Annotated in this window: 19 protein-coding genes and 1 pseudogene; 9 read left to right on the forward strand and 11 right to left on the reverse strand. The window is 65.6% G+C overall.

Annotated elements, in window-relative coordinates; translation table 11 throughout:
* A pseudogene (locus AC1DNF_RS31505) lies at nt 1–1,345 on the reverse strand (hypothetical protein); the annotation flags it as partial.
* A gap of 138 nt (nt 1,346–1,483) precedes the next feature.
* Between AC1DNF_RS31505 and AC1DNF_RS31510 the strand changes: the two are divergent.
* A complete protein-coding gene (locus AC1DNF_RS31510; RefSeq protein ID WP_478152592.1) occupies nt 1,484–2,869 on the forward strand; it encodes an aminopeptidase P N-terminal domain-containing protein in 1,386 nt (461 codons plus the stop codon).
* A gap of 23 nt (nt 2,870–2,892) precedes the next feature.
* Here AC1DNF_RS31510 and AC1DNF_RS31515 read toward each other — a convergent pair whose 3' ends face one another.
* From AC1DNF_RS31515 to AC1DNF_RS31545, 7 genes are all read right to left on the reverse strand, one after another.
* Nucleotides 2,893–3,489, reverse strand: a complete 597-nt coding sequence (locus AC1DNF_RS31515) for an ATPase (RefSeq protein ID WP_478152593.1) — start codon at nt 3,487–3,489, stop codon at nt 2,893–2,895.
* Between the two features lie 31 nt (nt 3,490–3,520).
* Nucleotides 3,521–3,892 carry a TA system antitoxin ParD family protein gene (locus AC1DNF_RS31520; RefSeq protein ID WP_478152594.1) on the reverse strand — a complete coding sequence of 124 codons (372 nt, stop codon included), beginning with the start codon at nt 3,890–3,892 and terminating at the stop codon, nt 3,521–3,523.
* A 70-nt stretch (nt 3,893–3,962) separates the two neighbouring features.
* Complete coding sequence (locus AC1DNF_RS31525; RefSeq protein ID WP_478152595.1) at nt 3,963–5,549, reverse strand: FAD-dependent oxidoreductase; 1,587 nt, start codon at nt 5,547–5,549, stop codon at nt 3,963–3,965.
* Nucleotides 5,550–5,551: 2 nt separating this feature from the next.
* Entirely contained in the window at nt 5,552–7,096 is a 1,545-nt protein-coding gene (locus AC1DNF_RS31530; RefSeq protein ID WP_478152596.1) for a polyamine aminopropyltransferase, read from the reverse strand.
* A gap of 11 nt (nt 7,097–7,107) precedes the next feature.
* A complete protein-coding gene (locus AC1DNF_RS31535; protein ID WP_478152615.1) occupies nt 7,108–7,326 on the reverse strand; it encodes a DUF350 domain-containing protein in 219 nt (72 codons plus the stop codon).
* Between the two features lie 33 nt (nt 7,327–7,359).
* Nucleotides 7,360–8,838, reverse strand: a complete 1,479-nt coding sequence (locus AC1DNF_RS31540; RefSeq protein ID WP_478152597.1) for a DUF4178 domain-containing protein — start codon at nt 8,836–8,838, stop codon at nt 7,360–7,362.
* A 75-nt stretch (nt 8,839–8,913) separates the two neighbouring features.
* The gene (locus AC1DNF_RS31545) at nt 8,914–9,963 is read right to left on the reverse strand and encodes an SPFH domain-containing protein (RefSeq protein ID WP_478152598.1); all 1,050 of its coding nucleotides are present in this window, start codon (nt 9,961–9,963) and stop codon (nt 8,914–8,916) included.
* Between the two features lie 180 nt (nt 9,964–10,143).
* Here AC1DNF_RS31545 and AC1DNF_RS31550 point away from each other — a divergent pair, with 180 nt between their 5' ends.
* The 3 genes from AC1DNF_RS31550 to AC1DNF_RS31560 all read left to right on the forward strand — a co-directional run bounded on the left by AC1DNF_RS31550 (nt 10,144) and on the right by AC1DNF_RS31560 (nt 13,561).
* On the forward strand, nt 10,144–12,483 hold the full coding sequence (locus AC1DNF_RS31550) for an NADP-dependent malic enzyme (protein ID WP_478152599.1): 2,340 nt from the start codon (nt 10,144–10,146) through the stop codon (nt 12,481–12,483).
* 182 nt (nt 12,484–12,665) lie between these two features.
* A complete protein-coding gene (locus AC1DNF_RS31555) occupies nt 12,666–13,082 on the forward strand; it encodes a guanyl-specific ribonuclease (RefSeq protein WP_478152600.1) in 417 nt (138 codons plus the stop codon).
* A 47-nt stretch (nt 13,083–13,129) separates the two neighbouring features.
* Nucleotides 13,130–13,561, forward strand: a complete 432-nt coding sequence (locus AC1DNF_RS31560) for a barstar family protein (protein WP_478152616.1) — start codon at nt 13,130–13,132, stop codon at nt 13,559–13,561.
* 256 nt (nt 13,562–13,817) lie between these two features.
* Here AC1DNF_RS31560 and rsmA read toward each other — a convergent pair whose 3' ends face one another.
* Genes rsmA through AC1DNF_RS31575 form a run of 3 tightly spaced genes read right to left on the reverse strand, consistent with a single transcriptional unit; the run spans nt 13,818 to nt 18,469 of the window.
* Complete coding sequence (gene rsmA / locus AC1DNF_RS31565; protein WP_478152617.1) at nt 13,818–14,600, reverse strand: 16S rRNA (adenine(1518)-N(6)/adenine(1519)-N(6))-dimethyltransferase RsmA; 783 nt, start codon at nt 14,598–14,600, stop codon at nt 13,818–13,820.
* Nucleotides 14,601–14,655: 55 nt separating this feature from the next.
* Nucleotides 14,656–16,065, reverse strand: coding sequence for a peptidylprolyl isomerase (locus AC1DNF_RS31570; RefSeq protein WP_478152601.1), 1,410 nt, complete (start codon nt 16,063–16,065; stop codon nt 14,656–14,658).
* Nucleotides 16,066–16,078: 13 nt separating this feature from the next.
* Nucleotides 16,079–18,469: an LPS-assembly protein LptD gene (locus AC1DNF_RS31575; protein ID WP_478152602.1), complete on the reverse strand. Its 2,391-nt coding sequence runs from the start codon at nt 18,467–18,469 to the stop codon at nt 16,079–16,081.
* 96 nt (nt 18,470–18,565) lie between these two features.
* Between AC1DNF_RS31575 and AC1DNF_RS31580 the strand changes: the two genes are divergently transcribed.
* Genes AC1DNF_RS31580 through AC1DNF_RS31600 form a run of 5 tightly spaced genes read left to right on the forward strand, consistent with a single transcriptional unit; the run spans nt 18,566 to nt 23,483 of the window.
* Nucleotides 18,566–19,696: an aminoglycoside phosphotransferase family protein gene (locus tag AC1DNF_RS31580; RefSeq protein WP_478152603.1), complete on the forward strand. Its 1,131-nt coding sequence runs from the start codon at nt 18,566–18,568 to the stop codon at nt 19,694–19,696.
* The gene (locus AC1DNF_RS31585) at nt 19,693–20,415 is read left to right on the forward strand and encodes a 16S rRNA (uracil(1498)-N(3))-methyltransferase (RefSeq protein ID WP_478152604.1); all 723 of its coding nucleotides are present in this window, start codon (nt 19,693–19,695) and stop codon (nt 20,413–20,415) included. The genes AC1DNF_RS31580 and AC1DNF_RS31585 overlap by 4 nt, the downstream gene beginning before the upstream one ends.
* Nucleotides 20,416–20,442: 27 nt before the next feature.
* Nucleotides 20,443–21,798, forward strand: a complete 1,356-nt coding sequence (locus tag AC1DNF_RS31590; protein WP_478152605.1) for a M20/M25/M40 family metallo-hydrolase — start codon at nt 20,443–20,445, stop codon at nt 21,796–21,798.
* The gene (locus tag AC1DNF_RS31595) at nt 21,696–22,274 is read left to right on the forward strand and encodes a YidB family protein (protein ID WP_478152618.1); all 579 of its coding nucleotides are present in this window, start codon (nt 21,696–21,698) and stop codon (nt 22,272–22,274) included. The genes AC1DNF_RS31590 and AC1DNF_RS31595 overlap by 103 nt, the downstream gene beginning before the upstream one ends.
* A gap of 33 nt (nt 22,275–22,307) precedes the next feature.
* Nucleotides 22,308–23,483 (forward strand): MFS transporter, encoded by a 1,176-nt coding sequence (locus AC1DNF_RS31600; RefSeq protein WP_478152606.1) that lies wholly within the window; start codon nt 22,308–22,310, stop codon nt 23,481–23,483.
* Nucleotides 23,484–23,542: the final 59 nt, after the last annotated feature.

Raw genomic sequence — 23,542 nt, forward strand, 5'->3', positions numbered from 1 at the left:
AAGGCTGCTGCGTGAAGCTGTATGGCCACTGGCTGTCGGCCTGGCCCAGGTTGCTCACCGCACCCACGTTCGAGCTGAAGTAGACGCTGTTGATGTAGCTGAACAGCGGCTTCAGGTCGACGAAGGCCACCTTCTGCTCCGACTTGGAGCTCACCACCGCCACGCCGCCCTTGGCGTACATGTTGTAGTTGGCGCCCGAGCTGGTGAACTTCTGCCAGTTGGCGCTCAGCGGCGTGTTATCGAGGCCGATGAAGTTGCCGCCCACCTGGATGGTGTGGAACTGGTCCATGCCGGTGGTCACGGCGATATCGGTGGGTGCCGACATGCCGGGCAGGTCGACGTAGCCGAGGATCTTCATGAAGGCGATGTTGCCCATGTTCGGCAGGCCGGGRTACGGCGCCATCCACTCATGCCACCAGTCGTAGTACGCGCGGGGGCTGGTGCTGCTGTAYGGGCTGCAGCCGTCGCACAGGCCGGCCAGCGCGATCACCGCCACCTGGCCCTTGAGCGTGGAGGTGTCCCAGACCGTGACRAGCGCGAACTCGCTGTCGTTGGTCATGGCGATGCCGGTGGGGACCTTGTTGGCGGCCAGTTGCACGGTGGTGCGGTTGCCTGCCGTGTTGGTGCCGACGGTGCCGATGATGCCGTTCTGGAAGGCAACCAGTCCCTGGCCGCAGAAGCCCGGACGACCGGCGCAGCGCGCCGTCGCCACCGGGTCGCTGCCGACCGTGCCGGCCTTCTTGTAGTCCATCACATTGGCGCTGTCGAGACCACCGCCGGTCGCCGCGGTCATGGTCCAGCTGAGCTGGGGCGACTGCGCGAAGGTGTTGTACATGTAGCCGGTCACCTGGAAATCGGTGACGCCGATACCGCCGATGGCCGCCGCCGGGTTGTCGGCAACGAACAGGGCATTGGCCTGGTTGGTGGAGTAGGAGCCGGCTGTGCCGCTGGCCGGGCCGCCGACCTGCCAATAGAACTGGTACGCCGGGGCCGCGCCACCGAGCTGGGTGTCGGCGCGCTTGAACAGGGTCGGCAAACCCGCGTCGGCCACACCGTAAGCTGCGGCACTGGGTCCGTAGCGATAGTCGACGCCGCTGTCCTTGCTGAGCGTCGCGGCCGTGCTCCGATAGGAAGTTCCGACAACGGCAAGGGAGGCGTCGACGATGTCGTTCGCCTGGGCAGGTTGGGTCGAGCCCGCAGCGGCCGTCGTCGTTGCGGCTGCAGTGGTGCCCAGGCCCGCGAAACCACCGCCGCTGCCGGTTCCTCCTCCTCCGCCACCTCCGCAACCTGCCAACGCGCCGGTTGCAAGAGCAAGCAGAAGCGCGCTTTTATGTAGAACTTTCAACGAAAACACCTCCAAATTGACAAAGATGTGGGTTTGTAAGTGGGATGGGTCCTACAGAGCAACTCTTCTTGCAAATCTTTTCGTCGTGTGTTTCACCCTCCCTGTACCGGTGTTACACGCGTATTGCATAGTCACGTTATGACCGCAAATCATCAAACCTCACGCCGCGAACGTCTTTCCGCTCTTTTGGGCCCCGACGGAATTGCCGTCATTCCAACCGCACTGGAGCGCCAGCGCAACAGAGATAGTGACTTTTTGTATCGACACGACAGTTATTTTTACTATCTGACCGGTTTTGGTGAGCCGAACGCATGGTTGGTGCTAGGCGGAGATGGCCGTTCGACGCTGTTCTGTGCGCCCAAGGACTTGGAACGCGAGATCTGGGACGGCTTCCGGCTGGGCCCGCAGGCGGCGCCTGCGGCCCTGGGTGTGGATGAGGCCTTCTCGGTCAACGAGCTGGATGCCCGGTTGCCCAGGCTGCTGGAGAACAAGTCGACCGTCTGGTATCCCTTCGCGACGCACAAGGGCCTGGAATCCCGCATCGACGACTGGCTCTCGACCGTGCGGTCACGGGTGCGCTACGGCGCGCTCTGCCCGGAGGAGCAGCGCGACCTGTGCGGGCCGCTCGACGAGATGCGCCTGGTAAAGGATGCCTACGAGCAGGACGTGATGCGCCGAGCGGGACAGATCAGCGCCCGGGCGCACATCCGAGCGATGCAGACCTCCGCACGGATGCTGCGGGAGGGCAAGGATGTGCGCGAGTACCACCTCGACGCCGAGCTGCTGCATGAGTTTCGCCTTGGCGGTTCGCAGTACCCGGCTTACAGCTCGATCGTCGCGGCTGGCGCGAATGCCTGCGTGCTGCACTACCGGGCCGACGTGGCGCCGGTGCGCGACGGCGAACTGGTGCTGATCGACGCCGGCTGCGAGCTGGACGGCTATGCCAGCGACATCACGCGGACTTTCCCCGCCAACGGCCGGTTCAGCGGACCGCAGCGGGCGCTCTACGACTTGGTGCTGGCCAGCCAGGATGCGGCGATCGCAGTCACCCGGGCCGGCCAACGCTTCAACGACCCGCATGAGGCCACCGTGAAGGTCCTGTCGCAAGGCATGCTGGACCTGGGGCTGCTCGACGCGAACAAGGTGGGCAGCGTCGACGACGTGATCGAGAAGCGCGCGTACTTCCCTTTCTATATGCATCGAACCGGCCACTGGCTGGGGATGGATGTGCATGACTGCGGGAGCTATGTCGAGCCGACGCAGGTGGGCGAGATCAGCGAGCGCAAGGATCCGCTCTCCAACGAGCTCATCAAGAACCGGCCGAGCCGGATCCTGCATCCGGGCATGGTGCTGACCATCGAGCCGGGCATCTACGTGCGGCCGGGGGTGGGCGTGCCGGAGCAGTTTCACAACATCGGCATCCGCATCGAAGACGACGCGATCGTCACCGAGTCCGGGTGCGAGCTGATCTCGCGCGGTGTGCCTGTCAAGGGCGATGAGATCGAGGCCCTGATGCGCGGTTGATGCGGGCGCGGAGGGTTCGGCCTTCAGGTCGGGCCGCCGGCGTCCAGGACCTTGCGTGCCCAGGCCGGCAGCCACGCGCCATGCGGCTGGATCTGCCCGGCGACGACCGAAGCCACGAGCTGCGGACCGCCGGCGCGGGTATCCGCTGCGTCGAACAGCATTGCCAGCTGCACCTGCCGTACGGCTTGGCGCAGGTTCTCGACCGTGCGTGGATAGCGCTCCAGGATCTTGTTGGCGGGAACGCCGTGGCCGCCCTCCTGGACGCGCTGCCGCACGCGCTCCAGAAGCCGGCGCGGCTCGTCCAGGCACACGACATACAGCGCCACCTCGAAGCCGCGCGCGCGTGCGTCGGCAATGAGTTGCAGCTTGGAGGGGTGGGAGAACACGGTTTCGCTCACGAAGGACTGTCCGGCGCGCAGGCGGGCGTCACGCTGCGCGTCGGCCCACGCCCTGGCTGCCTCGGAACGCTGCGTCGGATCGCTGATATGGGCAAGCTGCTCGCGCTCGTGCAGGTCCGCATTGATGAACGACAGCTGCGGATAGCGCGGCTGGACAAGGTAGCGGTAGAGCGTTGATTTGCCGGCCCCGTTGGGACCGGCGATCAGATGGAAGACCGGCATCCGGTGAGGCGCGAGCAGTCGCCCTGTCGGCTCAGGCTGTCTTGCGGCCACGTGGCCGAGGCGCGGCCTTGGCGCGGTTCTCGGCGACCGCGTTCCTGGCACGCTCCGCCAACGCACCGGACTGCGCCAGTGCAAGTACGTGTCCGTGCAGGGCGCCCAGTTCGGCCGAGAGGGGCGTCTGTGCGTCGGGCGTGATGGCGGAGCTGGCCGACTCTTCGCGCGCGATCAGCGCCTGGCTGTCCTGCGTGGAAAGGCCCGCATGCTCGAGCGCGCGGCCCAGGGTGGCCCAGTACTCGATCTGGCTCGCGACCGATCGGCGCATGGGTTGCGCGGCATCGCGGGCCTTGTCGACCAGCGTTGCGGGAAGCTTGACAGAGGCGAACGAGGATGTGGCCGTGGACATGGTTGGGCTCCTGATTGGCGCATTTTGCGCCACCCGGCGAAATCACGTCAACGCGGGTACTTGCAGGAATTCAGGCCTTGCCGTCCGCGGCCAGGTGCCCGCGGGTGAACGCTTCCTCGAAGATCGAATAGCCCGACCAGTCGCTGTGCGCGAATGCCAGGCGCCCGGCGACCACCCGCTCCCGCGCGCCGAGCCGGCCGAGGAGGCCGGGGACGGGGATCGCCATGGCGTGGCCGTAGCGCGTGATGTGGATCCGCGTGGCGAGATCGTGGATGTCAGGATGCGGCACCGAGAGCTCCGCCAGCAGATCGTCACGCCAGGCAGCCCACGGGCGATCGAGCAGCAGGCGACGGCTGTCCGGCCCGTCGTAGGCGCTGGGGCCGAGCGGGCGGTACCAGCTCAGCACGGTGGCGCGCGGTGTGGGGTCGAGCGTCTGGTGGCCGGCATCGACATAGCCCAGTCCGCGCGTGCCGTAGATCACGTTGTCCCAGCTCGGCGCCGCGCCGGGCCGGTCGGCCAGCGGCGCGCGCACATGGACGTTGGCGACGAGCCAGGGCGCGTAAGCGAGATGGGCGGCGGCCTCGCGCAGGATGTCCGGCGGGTTCTCCACCACACGCGCGGCGATGAATACCGGCAACGCAACGATGCAGCGTTCGGCCTGCCAGCGCACGCGCGTCCGAGTCGCGACGTCGAAGGCATCAACCTCGACCCCCGCGCGCGCATCGGCAATGCGCGTCACGGCCTGGCCGGTTTTCAGGCGATCGCCCAGCGGGGCGGCCAGCCGGCGTGCGAGCCAGGCGTTGCCTTCGGGCCAGGTCAGGACCGCGTCGCGCTCGGCGTCGTCGTCCCCGGGGGCGTGGAAGCCGTGCCGGCTGGCGAAGTAATGGATGCCGCCCCAGGCCGAGACGTGGGTGACGCCCGCGCCGTAATCGTCGCGGCAGCAGTAATCGAGGTACCAGCGCAGATGCGGGTCGGTCAAGCCCTCGCGATCGAGCCAGACGGCGAAGGAAACGGCGTCCAGCGCCAGCAGCGCCGGCGCGGGCCGCACGCGCAGGGTGGGGATCGAGAACCGCGCCTCCCGCTGCAGTGCCGTCACCCGCAGCGAGAAGAGACGGTATTGCGCGAGCGTGGCTTCATCGACGCCCTGCATGGGGAGCAGTCCTTCCTGCCAGGCGCCACGAAAGAACAGGCGCTCCTGCGGGCTGTGGCAGAGATGGAACTCGTCGTATTCCCAGCGCCCGGCCACGCGGCGGCGCAGGCCCAGCTCCTCGAGCAGGTCCTGGACTTCATGCGCCCCGTCGCCCGGCACCGGCAGGTAGTGCGCACCGAGCGGACAGCCGATGCCGGCGATCTGGTCTCCACGGCTGTTGCCGCCGGCGCTGTCCTCGAGTTCGAGCATGACGAAGTCGTCGATGCCGGCCAGGCGCAAGGCGCGCGCCGCCGCAAGGCCAGCCACACCACCGCCCGCGATGACCACGCGTGTGCGGCGCGTGGTGGCGGGCGCGCTGGATTGCAGGGTCCCATCGCGCAGCGCGTGCCCGCGCGCGACGTCGATGCCGCTGAAGCCGCCCTCGATGCTGCGCGGCGCCTGGCAGGCCGCGAGGGCCGCCAGCGTTGCCGAGCCGGCCGCGGCGCCCAGAAGTTCTCGTCGCTTCATGTTCAATGCGCGGCGACCTTGCCCCATTCGCGTTCGTAGGTGGTGACCAGCGTCTGATTGGACAGCCGGTTCACTTCAGCCGGCACGCGCGCCATGTCGAGCGGAAAGTCGAACAGCAGCGGCAGGCTCGGCACCGTGAGGAACCGCAGGCCCTTGGGCAGCGTGTCGGGAAGGCGGTAGGGCCTGCGGCTCGCGATGATGTAGCCCCATTCGCCGAAGCTCGGCACATGTGCGTGGTAGGGCGTGGCGAGCAGGCCGACCGATTCGATGGTCGTGGCAACGGTCCAGAAGCTCTGGCGCGCGACCAGGGGCGAAGTGGTCTGGATCACGGCATAGCCACTGGCCGACAGCCGTTTTTCGAGCAGCGCATAGAACGAGTTGGTGTAGAGCTTGCCGATCGCGAAGTTGGTCGGGTCGGGAAAGTCGACCACGATGACGTCGTAGATGTCGCCCGGCTGCTGCAGCCACTGGAAGGCGTCGGTGTTGACGATGTGCACCTTCGGCGACTTAAGCGAACCGCCGTTCAGCGCCGCCAGCGTCTCGTGTTCGGTGAAGAGACGGGTCATGTTGGGATCGAGCTCGACCAGCGTGACGCTCTCGACGGACGGGTATTTGAGGATCTCGCGCACCGCCATGCCGTCGCCGCCGCCGAGCACGGCCACCTTCTTCGGCGCGCCGTGCGCCGACATCACGGGATGGACCAGCGCCTCGTGGTAGCGGTACTCGTCGCGCTCGGCGAATTGCAGGTTGCCGTTGAGGAACAGCCGGTGCCCGGCATTGCTGCCGCGCGTGACCACGATGCGCTGGTAGGGCGAGGTGGCACTGAACACGATGGGGTCCTGGTAGAACTTGTCTTCGGCGATGGTCGTGATGCGCTGCGCGAACACGAAGGCGCCGGCCAGCGCCGCCAGCGCCAGCGCGCACGCCAGCGCATGCGCGCCGACGCGGCGCAGCTCGTGCCGGAACAGGAAGAGCGCCCACACGGCCACGGCCGCGTTCATGAGTCCGAACAGGAGGCCGGTGCGGATCATGCCGAGCTGCGGCACCAGCAGCAGCGGGAACGCGATCGACACCGCGAGCGCGCCGAGGTAGTCGAAGGTCAGCACCTGGGACACCAGGTCCTTGAGTGCCACGTTGCGCCGCAGGATGCGCATCACGAGCGGGATCTCGAGTCCGACCAGCGTGCCGACCGCCATGACCAGCCCGTAGAGCAGCAGGCGGAATGCGCCCGGGAGGTAGGCGTTGGTGATGAAGAGAAGGGCCGGCAAGCCGCCGCCGACCAGGGCCACCATCAATTCGATGCGCAGGAAGTGCGCCGGCAGTTGGCGCTCGAAGTAGCGCGAGAGCCAGGAACCCACGCCCATCGCGAACAGGTAGGTGCCGATGATGGTGCTGAACTGCAGCACCGAATCGCCGAGCAGGTAGGAACTCAGCGCGGCCGCGCTCAACTCGTAGACCAGGCCGCAGGCCGCGACCACGAACACGCTGGCCAGGAGCGCGATCTCAACGGGCTGCGGGCCGCTCCCTGCGGCGGCGCGCGCGGGCATGGGCGGGTGGCTCAATGGATGGCTGCGGCCACGATGAGGCAGATGCCCAGGCTCATCGCCGCGACGACCAGGCCGAGCGCGACGTTCTGCTTCTCGACGATCTCCTGCCAGAGGTCGTAGGGCGTGAGCTTGTCGAGGATGACGAAGGCGATCCAGAACACCAATACGCCGATGACGGCGTAGAGGATCGAGCCCAAGAGCGCGGCGGGCCGCAGCCATTCAATTCCCATCATGAGAGCCTCCTGTCAAAGTCGTTGCATAGATCACTTGTGGCCACCGCCGCTCGAATAGCCGCCGTACGAACCGCCGGAATTGCGCGAAGCGCCGGAACCGCCGCTGCAGGTGCTCAGGATGATCAGCAGGATGATGATCACCACCACGATCAGGATGATCGTGCCGCAGCCGAGGCTGGAGGCGGCGCTCAGCGGCAGCGCATCGCCGCGCTTGAACATGTCTTTCTTGCCGTCGAGCTTGAAGGCGGCGGCGACCGCCGCGCTGTCGATCCTGCTCCCGGACGACCAGGTCAGTTCGTTGGCGGAGCGTTCCGTGGACAGCAGCGCCGCGCCGTTGGCGAAGTCGCGGTTGAAGGTCTTCTGCCCGCGCTCGACTTTCCAGTAGAACTCGCCCGCAACGTAGGTCGTCTCGGCGTTGTACGCGTACTGTTGCTGGTAGGTCTTGCCGAGGTAGGTCGCCCTGGCACCGCTCTCGGCCATGGTCGGCGCGCCAGTGGTGGGCTTGACCATGCTCCAGCCGTCTTCCGCATCGACGAGAAAGCTGAAGCCCCGCTTCTTGTTGTAGAGCAGGTATTCGTTCCAGCCGAATTGCTCGTGGTCGCCGGGCGCCGCGCCCATGCGGTGCTGGAAGCCGACCACCTGCCACTGGGTGCCCTGGAGCTGGCCCAGGGACCCGATCGCGATCAGCGGCTGGACCGGCTCGTCCTGCGCGGCGTGCCGGAGCTCGCCGCCGATGCCCTGCGAGAGATCGATGATGCTGTTGCAGGACCTGCAGGTGATGCTCTTGCTGTCGGCGAGGTTGACGGTGACAGGCGCGCCGCAGTTGGGGCAGTTGAAGCTGCGGCCTTTCTCGTCCCTGGCCGATTCGTCGCGCAAGCCGGCGAGTTGCAGGTCTTCGAGCTGCACCGCGCGGCCGAGGTAAGCCCCGGGGGGCTGGGTGTCATATTCGAGGCTGAGCACCAGGCCCTGGTCGTTGCGCAACTCGACGACGGGAAAGGGCCGGCCGAGTTCGGGCAGCCGCGGCAACTCGCCTTGCGCCGAGACGAGCGAGACCTGCTCGTTCGATGCCACCGTGTAGTTCTGCCCGTTGAAGGGGACGGTGGCACCGACGCGCAGTTCGGCGGCGGGTGGCGCGGCGCGCTGCAGCTCGAAGGGCAGCGCGAAGACAAAGGAGCCGTTGTCCTCGCTCAGGACCCCCGTGCGCTCGCCATCGAGGGCCGCAATCCACTCGGTCCAGCGGCCGCCGTCATAGCTGTACTGCAGGCGCCCGACGAGAGTGAAGGGCTTGTTCTCGATGCGGCCCGCGGCGAACAGCTGCAGCGGGCTGAAGTCGTCGAAGAGTTCCGCCATCTTGCCGATGCGCGCCAGCGTGTCGCCCTGGCGCACGACGGTGCTTTGGCAATAGGGGCAGACCGCATGGGTCGATTGCGCCGAGCGGAATTCGACCGGCGCGCCGCAGCCGGGGCAGGGCGCGCGGTAGTAGCGCTGTTGGGGGGAATCGGTGGCCACGAAATGCGACGGCAAGGTGCGCCCGGCAAGAACCCGTCGAAGAGACTCCGGCGGGTTCGGCGCAGGCGCGGGGGCTCAGACCAGCTTCTTCAGCAAGTCCGCCTTCTTGGCGTCGAATTCTTCCTGCGTGAGGATGCCCTTTGTCTTGAGCTCGCCGAGCTTCTCGAGTGTGCTCATCACGTCGGCGGGGCTGACGACGGCTGCCGCCGGCTGCTGGGACGCGGGGGCGCCGGCCCCGGCCGGGTTGCCCTGGCTCAGGCCCTGAGAGAGGTTCTGCGCCAGCACCTGGCCGAGCGCCACGCCCGCACCGAGGCCCATGGCGTCCCCCGCGATGCCGCCGCCGCCAGCCCCCTCGGCGAACCTGGGAATGGCCTGCGCGGTCTGGTATTGCATGAACTTGCCCATGTCGTTGCCGACCATGCCCATGCCGATCTTCTGGTCGAGGATCTTCTGGAGCTCTTCGGGCAGGGAGACGTTCTGCACCGTGAGGTTCTCGAGCTTGATGCCGATCTTCTCGAACTCGGGCACGAGCTGGGTCGCGAGCGCCTGCGCGAACTGGATCTGGTTGGCCGCGAGATCGAGGAAGGGCACGCCGCTCGATGCGATGGCGTTGCTGATGTTCTGCAGGACGAGGCCGCGCAACTGGCCGTCGAGGTCGGCCACGGTGTAGACCTCGCGCGTGCCCGAGATCTCGGTGTGGAAGCGCCGGGGGTCACCGATGCGGAAGCTGTAGTTGCCGAAAGCGCGCAGGCGCACGGCACCGAAGTCCTTGTCGCGGATCGTGATGGGCTGCGGCGTGCCCCATTTCTGGTCGACCTGCTGACGCGTGCTGAAGAAGTAGACGTCGCTCTTGAACGGGGACTCGAAGAGCTTGTCCCAGTTCTTGAGGTAGGTGAGCACGGGCAGCGTCTGCGTCGTGAGCTTGTACAGGCCGGGGCCGAAGACGTCGGCAACCTTGCCTTCGTTCACGAACACCGCGACCTGCGATTCGCGCACCGTGAGCGAGGCGCCGTTCTGGATTTCCATGTCCGCCATCGGGAAGCGCCATGCCAGTGTGCCGTCGCCGGTCTCGGTCCACTGGATGATGTCGATGAACTGCTTCTTGATGAAATCCATCAGCGCCATGGTCGCTCCTCGTTTCAGGTATTTTCTGAGCAGGGCATATTGCCATGCAATTGCCGCGTCATATTGACACTCGGCGTGCTTTTTACCGGGCCCAGGGCTGGAAGGCTGGAGCGTCCCTCTTGCGGCCCGAGGTCTACAATCGGCGCCCCTTATAAGAAGCGTTGCAGGAGCAAAGGTCCAATGTCCGATTCGACTTCCACGATCCCCACGCCCGAGGACAAGCGCGCCGAGTTGCGCCGCGCGGCCCTCGAATATCACGAGCATCCGGTCCCGGGCAAGATCGCGATCGCGGCGACCAAGCAGATGATCAATCAGCGCGACCTGGCGCTCGCCTATTCGCCTGGCGTCGCCGCGCCCTGCGAGGAAATCGTCAAGGATCCGGTCAACGCCTTCAAGTACACCGCGCGCGGCAATCTCGTGGCGGTCATCACCAACGGCACTGCCGTGCTGGGCCTGGGCGACATCGGACCGCTGGCGGCCAAGCCGGTCATGGAAGGCAAGGGCGTTCTGTTCAAGAAATTCGCCGGTGTCGACGTTTTCGACATCGAGATCGACGAGAAGGACCCGGCACGCCTGGTCGAGGTCATCGCTGCGCTGGAGCCGACTTTCGGCGCCATCAACCTGGAAGACATCAAGGCACCCGACTGCTTCTACGTCGAGCGCGAGCTGCGCAAGCGGATGAAGATCCCGGTCTTCCATGATGACCAGCACGGCACAGCCATCACCGTGGCCGCGGCGATGCTCAACGGCCTGAAGGTGGTCGGCAAGGACATCGCGAAGGTCAAGCTGGTGACGTCCGGCGCGGGTGCCGCGGCGCTGGCCTGCCTCAACCTGATGCTCAAGCTCGGACTGAAGCGCGAGAACGTGTTCGTGACCGACCTGGCCGGTGTCGTCTATGAGGGCCGCACCGAACTGATGGATGATGACAAGCGGCAGTACATGCAGAAGACCTCGGCCCGCTCGCTGGCCGAGGTGATGGAAGGCGCCGACGTGTTTCTCGGCCTGTCCGCCGGCGGGGTGCTCAAGCCGGCCATGGTGGCGAGGATGGCATCCAATCCGGTCATCTTCGCGCTGGCCAACCCCAATCCGGAAATCACGCCGGAAGAGGCGCACTCGGTGCGCAGCGATGTCGTCATGGCGACGGGCCGCACGGACTACCCGAACCAGGTCAACAACGTCCTGTGCTTCCCGTATATCTTCCGCGGCGCGCTGGACTGTGGCGCCACCACCATCACCGACGAGATGGAAGTGGCTGCGGTGCACGCCATCGCGGAGCTCGCACAGGCCGAGCAGAGCGAAGTCGTGGCGGCAGCCTATGTCGGCGAGAAGCTGACCTTCGGGCCCGAGTACCTGATTCCAAAGCCCTTCGATCCGCGACTGATGATGAAGATCGCGCCGGCTGTGGCGCAGGCCGCCGCGGCAAGCGGCGTGGCGCTGCGGCCGATCGCGGATCTGGACGCCTATCGCGACAAGCTGCAGAGCTTCGTCTACGCCTCCGGCACCACCATGAAGCCGATCTTCGACGCCGCCAAGCGCGCGCCAAGGAAGCGGGTCGCCTACTGCGAGGGCGAGGAAGAACGCGTGCTTCGGGCCGCGCAGATCGTGGTGGACGAAGGCATTGCCCGGCCCACCCTCATCGGCCGGCCCGCGATCATTGCGCAGCGCATCGAGAAGTTCGGCCTCCGGCTGAAGGAGGAGCTCGATTACGACGTGGTCAACGTCGAGCAGGACCATCGCTACCGCGACTTCTGGCAGACGTACCACCGCATGACCGAGCGCAAGGGCACGACGGTGCAGACGGCCAAGATCGAGATGCGCCGCCGCCTCACCCTGATCGGCTCCATGCTCCTGCACAAAGGCGACGTGGACGGCATGATCTGCGGCACCTGGGGCACGACTGCGATGCATCTGCACTACATCGACCAGGTGATCGGCAAACGGGCCGGAGGCTGCCCCAGCACGCCGCAGGACCTGCCGATCTATGCCTGCATGAACGGTCTGCTGCTGCCGGATCGGCAGGTATTCTTGGTCGACACGCACGTCAATTACGACCCGACGCCGGAGGAACTGACCGAAATCACCACGATGGCGGCCGAGGAAATGATGCGCTTCGGCATCAAGCCCAAGGCAGCGCTGTTGTCGCACTCCAATTTCGGCAGCAGCAACCAGCCGAGCGCGATCAAGATGCGCCGGACGCTGGAATTGCTGCGCGTCCAGGCGCCCTGGCTGGAAGTCGACGGGGAAATGCACGGCGACGTCGCTCTCGACGGCAAGCAACGGGCGGCCGTCATGCCGCACAGCGCACTGGCCGGCAACGCCAATCTGCTGGTCTTCCCGAACATTGACGCGGCCAATATTTCGTACAACCTGCTCAAGACGGCGGCGGGCGGCAACATCGCGATCGGCCCGGTTCTGCTCGGCGCGGCCAAACCTGTGCATATCCTTACCGCGAGCGCGACGGTCCGCCGGATCGTGAATATGTCAGCCCTCACGGTGGCTGATGCGAACGCCGAGCGCTAGCGGCATGCGCGACAGCGGTCGCTAACTTCAAAATCGCTCACGCGACCCCGGCGCCTGCTCAATCTTTGAGCAGGCGCTTGCTATTTGGGCGCCCCTGGTGCACACTTGCGGGCTTGAATTTGCGGGTTAACCCCAAGGTTGATTCGCTGGTTCGGCTCTCGCTCTTTTCCTTTTGGTGCCCCATGGCGGCTTACGCCTCGATCACGTCCCCTGTTTCCAAGTTTGCGCTCACTGGCCTGATGCTGGTGGCATTGACTGCTGGAGTTCAGGCTCGCGAATGGACCGGCACCCGCGCCGACAAGCCGGCACAGGATTCGATTGCGCTGGCCGAATTACCGGTGCAGGGCCAACGCACCTATGGGGCCATTTTGAACGGCGGCCCTTTCCGGCATGAAAAAGACGGTTCGGTGTTCGGCAATCGCGAACGCCTGTTGCCGCAGGAACGACGGGGCCACTACCGAGAGTACACGGTCGAGACGCCCGGCTCGCGCGATCGTGGTGCACGACGCATGGTGTGCGGCGGCGAGCGAGCAGCGCCGCCGATGGCGTGCTGGTATACGGCAGACCATTACGCAAGCTTCCGGCGGATCGTGCCATGAGCAATGAATTGGATTGGAACGGCGCGCCAAGGCGCCCCGAAGAAATGATGACGACAACCATGGAAAGACCAGCGGAGATGACTTTATCCCTTCGTGGCGTGCGACCGAACATCGTGCAATCGATTCGCGCTTTCCGCGTGAACGATCTGCAGGAAGCGGCGCATGCGGCGGGACAGCACTTCCTTTATGCGAATCTGAGCAGCGCCCAGACGAAGCAGGACGTGCTTGACCTGATTGCCCAGCAATTCACCTTTCCCCAACACTTCGGGAAGAATTTCGACGCGCTGTACGACTGCATGACGGACCCGTTGCATAAATCGGGCCCGCAGCCGGGATTCGTGATCGTGCTCGAGCAGATTCCAGCCAATGCGAAGTTCGACAAGGAAGCGCGCGAGCAATTGCTCGATATCTTCCGTGACGCCTCCGACTACTGGGGAGACCGGAAGATACCGTTCAGGTGCTTCTATTCTTTTCTGTAGCCCGTTCTGCACACACCAGCCAAGCAGAACGGGCGAACGAGGCTCAGCAACCGGGTACCGCTCCGGCCACCGGAATTGAACTCCAGAATGCCGACCCGTCGGCAGAAAAGATGCCGACCGACAAACTGGTCGATGTCTCGCCACTCGCATTGCGGATGAGCAGCCCATTCAATGCCGGGTATTGGCTCGCCGCGGCCTGACTGAGCGCGCCATCGGCGTGCCCCGCCAATGAAAGCCCGTCGCCGACGGGCTTTTCTTATGGCGCGGCGGCCGCAACGGCCTGGGTCAGGGCGACATATTCGGCTACCGGAACCTCCTCGGCACGTCGCTGCGTGTCGAACGCGCCTGCGAAGGCATGTTGCTCCAGCCACTTGCCCAAGGTGTGACGCAGCAGCTTGCGACGTTGGCTGAAGGCGACCTGGACGATTTCGCCGAGTCTGGCCGCGTCGACTTGTGGGGGCGCGGCGAATGGCACCATGCGAACCACCGCGCTGTCGACACGCGGCGGCGGCTCGAAACTCTCTGGCGGCACAAAGAGCACGTTGTCCATCGCATAGCGCCACTGCAGCATCACACTCAGACGGCTGTAGTCCGAGGTGGCCGGTTTGGCGACCATGCGGTCGATCACCTCTTTCTGCAACATGAAGTGCTGGTCGGCGATCAGGTGCGCAAAACCCAGCAAATGAAAGAGGATCGGCGTCGAGATGTTGTAGGGTAGATTGCCCACCACCCGCAATGCGCCCTCCGGGGTCTTGACCAGTCTATCGGCCAAGGCAGCGAAATCCACCTTCAGGACATCCGACTCGATCACGTCGAGTTGGGGGTGGCTGCGCAGGCGCTGGGCCAGATCGCGATCCAGTTCGATCACCGTCAGCCGTCCCAGGCGCTCGACCAGTGGCTGCGTGAGCGCGGCCAGTCCGGGGCCGATCTCCACCATCGCATCGCCCGGCTGGGGCGCGATCTCGCGCACGATCGCCTCGATGATCCCTGCGTCAGACAGGAAGTGCTGCCCGAAACGCTTGCGCGCAACATGCCTCACCTCCAGGCTCCACAGCACCATGGGCCCAACCTGGGCGCGAGGAAGTAAGTGTGCGTCAAGATTGCGGGGGCTCGCGGTACTCGACGTAGGCCCGTGCCCGCACTTCCTGCACCCAGGTGCTGAAGGCTTCCTCGATCTTCTTTTCGCGCAGCACCGTGCGCGCGGCTTCGCGTTGTTCTGCCTGGCTCAGCTTCGTTTCGCGGCGGCCCAGGACCTGAATCAGGTGCACGCCGAAACGTGAAACCACCGGGTCGCTGATCTCGCCGGGCGCCAGGCGGTTCACGACCTCTTCGAACTCAGGCACGAATTGACCGGGGTTCGACCAGCCGAGGTCGCCACCTTGCTTGGCGCTCCCATCCTGCGAATTGTCCCGGGCCAAGCCCGCAAAATCGGCTGTGCCCCTCTGCAGCCGATCCTTGAACTCGGCGAGCTGCGCCACGGCTTGCGCGGTGGTGCGCTTGGGGTCGTTGCGCAGCAGGATATGGCGCACCTGCGTTTGCGTGACGATCGCGTCGCTGGCACCGGGTTGGGCCTTCGCCAGCAGCTTGAGCACATGAAAGCCCGCGCCCGAACGGATGGGCCCGACGATCCCGTTGACCGGAGTCGACTGGGTTGCTTCCACGAACAGCGAGGGATAGCGATCGGCACTGCGCATGCCGAGCACGCCGCCGTTGGCACGGTCCGGCGCGTTGGAGAATTCCTGCGCGAGCTTGGAGAAGTCTTCGCCGGCGCGGGCACGTCGCGCAACTTCCTGCGCGCGCTGCTGCAACGGAGCAACCTGCGCGTCGCTGGCGCCCTCGGGCACCGCGATCAGGACCTGGGCGATGTTGATGTTGGGCGCTATGGCGGCGTTGGGGCCCTTGCTCTGATCGCGAATGAACTGGTCGACTTCGACGTCGCTGATCTTGACCTTGGACTCGACCTCTCGGTCACGCAGCCGCGTCAGCGCGATCTGGTCGCGCAGGTCCCGCCGAAAAGCCTCCAGTGTGATGCCCTCGCCTGCGATACGGTTGTGCAGTTCGACAACGCTGACCTGATTCTGGCGCGCCACCGTCTGCTCGGCCTGATCGACCGTGAGGTCATCGATCTTGATGCCGGCCTCCTTCGCCAGTTGCAGCTGGGCGCGCTCGGTGATGAGGCGCTCGAGCACCAGCCGCGTCAGCTCGGGGCGCGGCATGCGTTCCGCCTCGGGGTTCTCCTTGAGGATGCGCGACACGCGAAGCTGCACTTCGGTGTTGGTGACGGGTTCGGAATTGACCAGCGCAACGATGTATTCGGCCGAGCGCTGCGCCGTGGATGCGGGCTGGGCCGCAGCGCCCGCGCCGGGGGCGGGTACCGGTGCCAGGCGCGGGCCGGCACGCATGATGTCGGTGATGCCGGTGCCCGGACGCAACCCCTGCGCACCGGAAGCTGCAGCGAGCGCCGCGAGGCAGGCCATGGTGAGGATGGAGCGGTAGTGGTTCATGCGAAGCTCAGTCTCAGTCGTAATTGGTGAAGCGGCTAGGCGCCTCGCCGGGCAGGCGAAGGGGCTGGTAACGCTGGATGTTCTGGGTCAGCGTCCGCTTCGGACTCGTGCCGACGCTTGCAAAGCCGACGAACTCGATCTCGAACATGATGCGCGTGGCGGCTGTGATCTGGCCGGTGGTGACACGTCCCAGCACCACGCGCCCGATCCAGCAGCAACCGTCATATTCCATGCCGATCACGGCATCGGTCAGCTTGCGATCCTGCATACTGTAGTTCAGACGGCCGACGCTGTACCAGCGCCCCCCGCCTTGACCACGTCCCGGTCCCAGGTCCTTGCCCTTGTCGCCCCAGAGGTCGTTGAGCGGCCACTGCCAGCTCACGTCGATGGACTTGTTTCCATCCAGAACGGTGGGCGAGGTGTTGGCCTGATAGCGGTACGCGGCGCTCACGTTACGGTAAGGCCCTGGGTTGTAGCGCGCGCTGATTGCGTCGCGCGTCGACCGGCGGGTGTCCGGGTTGTATTGCAAGGTCGTGTCCATGCTCCACTTCGGCGTCCAGTTGATCTGGGCGCCGAGCAACACGTCACTGAGTCTGTCGGTTATGGGGGCGACGTTCGGCAAGGTGACGAGTTGGTCCTTGAACCGCAGGCGCTGCGCAATGCCGAAACGCGCGGCCTCGGCGCCGGTGTCCGGGTCGATCAGTCGTGTCGTGACGCCGAGCGTGAGCAGGTTGCTGTCCGAGATGCGGTCGTTGCCCGAGAACGCATTTTCGGTATAGACCGTCGCGAAATTGAAGTCGGTGGCCGCCGAGTCGTAGTTCGGCAGCAGGCTCTGGTTGCGGTACGGCGTATTGACGTAGAAGGCGCGGGGCTCCAGCGTCTGGCGGAACGCCCGTCCGAAGAAGCTCGCGTCGCGCTCGAAAATCATGCCACTGTCCAGGCTGAAGGTCGGCACCACGCGGCTGGCCGTGCTCGCTCCGTTGGCCAGCGGCGCATCGAACTGATAGGTGGTGGCATTCAACATCACTTTCGGGATGATGAAGGTGCCGGGCGTGAGGAAGGGCCGGCTGATGGACGCCAGCCCGAACGCGCGTTCGCCATTGGGCTGATGCTGCTCGATGGGATCGGCACGGAAGCGCGAGTAATCCAGGTTGAGCGAAAAGTCGAAACCGTTCCAGTCGTACTTGTTGTAGTTGGCCGTGATCTGGGGCAGGCGATCGTAGGGCGGGAGGATGGGCGCGGTGGCATCCTGCAACGTCTGGTAGCTGAGCGCATTGAATGCGCCGCTCCAGTCGCCTTTGGCCCAGTTGAGCGACGCGTTGCTCGTCAGCAGGCGTTGAGCGATCGATGGCGTGTGTGCGAAATCGCGCCAGTAGTCGTTGTCGCTGACCCGATTGATGTTGAGTGTGCCGCTCAGGGCTGCGAGGCCGTAAGGCGTGGGGTCGAAGCTTTGTTCATGGTGCGTCCAGATACCCCAGCGCTCCCGGTTGCGCAGGGTGTCGGTCGGCATGTAGTCGGCCTCGATCTGCCCCCTGTACTTGTCTTCCAGGTAGCGAAATTCCGATCCTACGTTGACGCCGCGCTTGCTCATCAGCTCCGGATAGAAGGTCGCATCGCGGTTGGGCGCGATGTTCCAGTAGTACGGAACCGTCACGTCGATGCCGTTGACGCTGTCCATGCCGACGGAGGGCGGCAGCAGCCCGCTCTTGCGGGCGTTGTTGAGCGGAAAGCTCAACGATGGAAAGGGCGGTGTCTTGATGCCCATGAAGCTCAGTTGCGCATCGGTGGCAATACCGACGTTTTCCTCGGTGTCCGTGGTGAGCGTCGCCGCGGTCAGGAGCCATGCGGGCATCCAGCCGGGATAGTCCTCGCGCCGGCAAGTCGTGTAGGTGGCCTTGCGCGCCACCGCCACATTGTTGTCCACGAAATCGATGCGATCGGCGTCACCTTCCCCGCCCGTGGCGAGGAAACGATAACGCACCTTGTTGAAGAAGCCTTCGAAGGTCTCGATCTTGAGTTCGAGTTCGGGTCCTTCGTAGACGTTGCCGCCCTGGTTCAGGTGCACATTGCCACGCGCCTTGGCAAGGTCGTCCGGCTGGTAATACTCGAGCCGATCCGCGTGAATCACCGTCTCACCTCGGCGCAATGAGGCATTGCCTTCGACAATTGTTTCCAGGTCGGGCCGACCCGAGATCCGGTCGCCGTCGACAAAGCTCGGCCGCTGGCCGCGCTGATCCTGCGGAATGACCTCCATGAGCTGCGGCGTGCGTTTGAGCGTCAATGGCGCATCGAGGTCGCTGTCCTGTGCCCATGCGCCGTGCATGTGCAGCAGTGCAAGAGACAGCACCGCCAGCGGCAGAGGCGGGCGGCACCGGTGCCAGGTGGCTCGGGTCAGGTCAGGCATCGGTAGGGAGCGAGTATCTTCTTGGGGGAGCGACGCCACGCGGCGGCAGATGTTGCAGACAGTCCGCGCCGGGCGGATTTGTAGAATCGATTATCCATGACAGCTCCTCAGCCACCGGCCAGCGGCGCCGCACCCCCCTCCCACCCTGCGGCGCCATCGCATCCCACACCCGAGGTGTCGCCGCCCGAATGGAGCGACCCCGCACGCGCCGCGGCCTTTGCGCGCTGGATTGACAGCATCTCCGAAGCGCAGCGCCTAGCACCCGGAACCGTGCGCCTCGCATCGGCGGATGCCAGCTTCAGGCGCTACTTCCGCGTCGATACAACCGATGGCTCACCGAGCCGCATCGTCATGGATGCGCCGCCCGCCCAGGAGAACAGTGCGCCTTTCGTGCGGATTGCAAAGCTGTTGACCGAAGCGGGCGTGACCGCGCCGCAGGTGCTGGCATGGGACGAAGCCAATGGCTTCCTGTTGCTCGACGATCTAGGCCGACAAACGATGCTCGATGTGATCGATGCGGCAGATCCCGAAGCCGCGCGTCCCCTTTACGCCCAGGCGATCGACGCGCTGATCCGATGGCAGCGCGCCTCCCGGCCCGGCGTCCTGCCTCCCTACGACCGAGCCCTTCTTGAGCGCGAACTCGACCTCTTCCCACAGTGGTATCTCACCCGGCACCGCGGCGTGCGCGTCGAAGGCAAGCTGCAGGAGCGCCTTGAACGAAGCTTCAAACTCATCGTCGAGAACAATCTCGCGGCCTCCTCCGTCTACGTGCATCGCGACTTCATGCCGCGTAACCTCATGATCACCGGCGGTCCGACTCTGGGCGTACTGGACTTTCAGGATGCCGTGTATGGTCCGATCACCTACGACATCGCGAGCCTTCTGCGCGACGCCTTCCTGAGCTGGGAGGAGGAGTTCGTGATCGACATCACGGTCCGCTACTGGGAGCAGGCACGCAAGGTCGGGCTGCCGGTCGACGAGGACTTCGGCGCGTTCTACCGCGCGGTCGAGTGGATGGGCCTGCAGCGCCACCTGAAGGTGGCCGGCATCTTCGCCCGGCTCACGCTGCGCGACGGAAAGCCGAAGTACCTGGCCGATACGCCGCGCTTCATCGCATATATCCGCGCGACGGCCAGCCGGTACAACGAACTCACGCCGCTGCTGCGTGTGATCGACGAGGTCGAGGGCACGCAGGCCGTGAGCGGCTTCGCATACGGGCGCGTGTGACGCCGCGCTTCTTCTGCGCCATTGCGCTTCACGCGAACAGCGCCCTCGCGCTTCCCGCCGGCGCTGCGCGTCATGTGCAGGTGCTGCGCATGCAGCCCGGCGATGCGCTGACATTGTTTGACGGCAGCGGCGGCGAATACTCGGCAACGGTCGAGCGCATGAGCCGCAGTGAGGTCGCCGTCCAGGTCGGCGCCCACAGCGAGGTCGAGCGCGAAGCGCCGCGCATGGTGCATCTGGCGGTCGGCATGCCGGCCAACGAACGCATGGATTGGCTGGTCGAAAAGGCCACCGAACTCGGGGTCGCCAGTATCCAGCCCTTGATCACCGCTCACGGCGTGCTGCGCCTCGCAGGCGAGCGCGCCGACAAGAAACGCGCGCATTGGGAAGCGATCGCCATCGCTGCCTGCGAGCAATGCGGACGCAATCGCGTGCCGCTGGTTCATCCCGTGCGAACGGTGACGAGTTGGATGGAAACCGCTGCCGCAGATGCCGAGCGCTTCATCCTCAGCCTTGCCGCGGGCACGCGCGCCATCGCCGGTCTCGGCGGTCACTCGGCCAGTGGTGCTGTTTGCGTCCTGAGCGGCCCTGAAGGCGGTCTCAGCGCGACCGAAGAGCAGGATGCAATCGCGCGCGGCTTCGCGCCCCTCACGCTCGGGCCGCGCGTTCTGCGCGCGGAGACCGCCGCGCTGGCCGCGCTCGTGCTCCTCGCGGGTCAGTAATCGACACCCTTGCCCTCTGCACAACGCATGTCCGCCCTTCCGATTGCGCGGCGCCTCGCGCCCGCCCTGATGACCGTGATCTGCGTCGCGGGTGCTGCCCGTGCGCAAGACTTGCCGGTGGCGCCGACGCCCACACAAGTGGCAATCGCCGTGGACCAGGCTTACACGCAGCTTCTCGCCGCACCGGGAGTGAAGCAGTTGCTCGAGGCGGTCAAGGCCGATCATGAGCGCTCCGTCGAAGACCTGAAGATGCTCACGCAGATCGAGGCGCCACCATTCAAGGAGCAAAGGCGCGCCGAGGTCTTTCTCGCGCGCATGAAGGCAATGGGGCTGAGCGACGCGAGGATCGACACTGAAGGCAATGTGATCGGCCTGCGCAAGGGGTCCGGAAACGGGCCCAAGCTGCTGGTCTCGGCACACCTCGACACCGTCTTTCCCGCCGGCACCGACGTCAAGGTCAAGGAGCGTGACGGCAAGCTGTACGCGCCGGGCATCTCGGACGACACGCGCGGCCTTTCCGTGCTCTTGTCATGGATCAAGGTGCTCAACGACAACAAGGTGCGGACAGTGGGCGACCTGTTGATCGTGGGCAACGTCGGAGAGGAAGAACTAGGCAACCTGCGAGGGATGAAGGCCATCTTTCGCGATCACCTCGACATCGACGGCGCGGTGGGCCTGGAGCCCGCTTCGGAGGGAAGCGTGCTGGTGCTTGGGACGGCCAGTCATCGCCACGAAGTCACGTTCAAGGCCCCGGGTGGCCACAGCTACACCGCTTTCGGCCAGGTGCCGAGCGCGATCCACGGCATGGGCCGCGCGATAGCGAAGATCGCCGAGATCAGGACGCCCAGCTTTCCGAAGACCACATTCACCGTCGGCACAGTCAGCGGAGGAACCTCTGTCAACACCATCGCGCCGGAAGCGCGCATGGCTGTCGACATCCGGTCCGACGATATGGGCGCTCTGCTCGATACCGAGAAGAAGGTCATGGCCGCGATCGACGAAGCAGTGTCGGAGGAAAACAAGCGCTGGAACGTCACGACACTGAGCGCGGCCACCAGGTTGATCGGCGATCGGCCGGGCGGACGCACGCCATCGGACTCGCCCATCGTCGAGGCCGCAATTCGATCGAATGGGGCCTTCGGCTACAAGACGCTGCTCTCCGGGGCGAGCACCGATGCCAACGTGCCGATGTCGCTCGGAATCCCGGCGATCATCATCGGCAGCGGCGGCAAGACCGGCGGCTTCCACGCGCTCTCGGAATGGATCGACGTGACAGACGGCTGGAAGGGCGCGCAAAATGCCCTCCTGACCGTGCTCGGTCTCGTCGGCGTCCAGGGCGTGAGCGAACCGCTGCTGCCCAAACGCCCGCCGCGTTCGAAGTAAGACTTCCTTCATCCCCCCTTCAGGAGCCCATCATGGGATTGCTCGATTCGGTACTCGGCCAGGTACTCGGTGGCGTTCAGCCTCAACAACCCCAGGGCGGTGGTCCTTCCGACCTCGGCGGCCTCGCGGGAGCGCTTGGCGGGCTCCTTGCCAACAATGGCGAGTTCGGCGGCCTGGGCGGCCTGGTCTCCAGGTTCGAACAGGCGGGCATGGGAGACGTGATCAATTCCTGGATCGGCAAGGGCGAGAACGCGCCCATCTCCGGCGGGCAGCTCCATGATGTGCTGGGCAGCGACGTGGTCTCTGGCATAGCGCAGAAGCTCGGCATCAATCCGGCCATGCTGCTGCCCATGCTCTCCACCCTGTTGCCTACGCTGATCGACCAGCTCACGCCGAAGGGCCAAGTGCCGGCCGAGGGGCTGGGAACTCACGACGACCTGCTGTCGTCGCTCAGCGGCCTGCTTCAGAAGGGCTAGCGTCTACCCCGTGACGGGTGCGACTCGCCTTACATGAATTGCAATCTCTGGCTGCTTGCAATCTGCCAAGGCCTGTTCCTCACGAACAACGTCGCTTTCATCGCGATCAATGGGCTGGTTGGGCTGGCTCTGGCGCCGCGCGGGTGGATGGCGACGCTTCCCGTGATGGGCTACGTGGTCGGCGGTGCGCTGGCCACCGGCCTGGTGGCGCGCACGCAGCGGCGCTTCGGCGGACGCCGCTCGTTCCAGATAGGACTCGCAGTGGCTCTTGGCTCGGCACTGCTGTGCGGGTTGGCGGCCTTCTGGAAGGACTTCTGGCTGCTGTGTTGCGCCACGCTGGTGGCGGGCTATTACAACGCGAATGCCGGCCTCTATCGTTTCGCCGCCGCCGAGATCGCCAGTCCCGAATGGCGGGAGAAGGCGGTTTCGCTGGTGATGGCCGGCGGACTGATCGGCGCGGTGGCGGGCCCGAATCTGGCGGCCGTCACGAGGGGATGGTTCGCGGTGCCCTTCGCGGGCGCGTACTTCGCGCTCGCCGGAGTGGCGCTGGCCTCGATGTGCGTGATGCAGTTCATCCGCTTCCCGGCGTCGATGCCGCGGCAGGCCGCCGTGGGTGGCCGACCGCTGGCCGAGATCGTGCGGCAACCGGCCTTCATCGTCGCCGCCGCCGCAGGCGCGCTCGGCTACGGCGTGATGAATCTGCTGATGGCCGCGACCCCGCTCGCGATGCAGGTCTGCAGCATGCCCTTCGAGAACATCGCGCTGGTGCTGGAGTGGCATGTGATCGGCATGTTCGCTCCAGGCTTCTTCACCGGCCACCTGATTCGCCGCCTCGGCGTGCTGCCCGTGATGGGCGCGGGGCTGATGCTCAATCTGGCCTGCATCGCCATCGCACTGTCGGGTGTCGACCTGCATCAATTCCTGCTGGCGCTGTTCCTGCTGGGTGTCGGCTGGAATTTTCTGTTCACCGGCAGCACCATGCTTTCGCTCACGACTTACACCGCCGAGGAAAAAGACCGGGCGCAGGGTGCGCTCAACTTCTGCGTCTTCGCGACGCTGGCGCTGAGTTCATTCTCATCAGGTGTGCTGGTCACAACGCAGGGATGGCGTCTGTTGAACATGGGTTCGCTGGCGCCGCTGGCATTGATGGGAGCGGCGCTGCTCTGGCTGGCCTGGCGCCGCCGCCGCATTCAGCGCGCAGCAGCATAGGCCGTTCTCGCGGGGCCACCGACGACGGGCCAGCCCGCGCGGCGGCGCCGGCGTCGCGC

The sequence above is a fragment of the Variovorax sp. 01T432 genome (assembly GCF_056398605.1).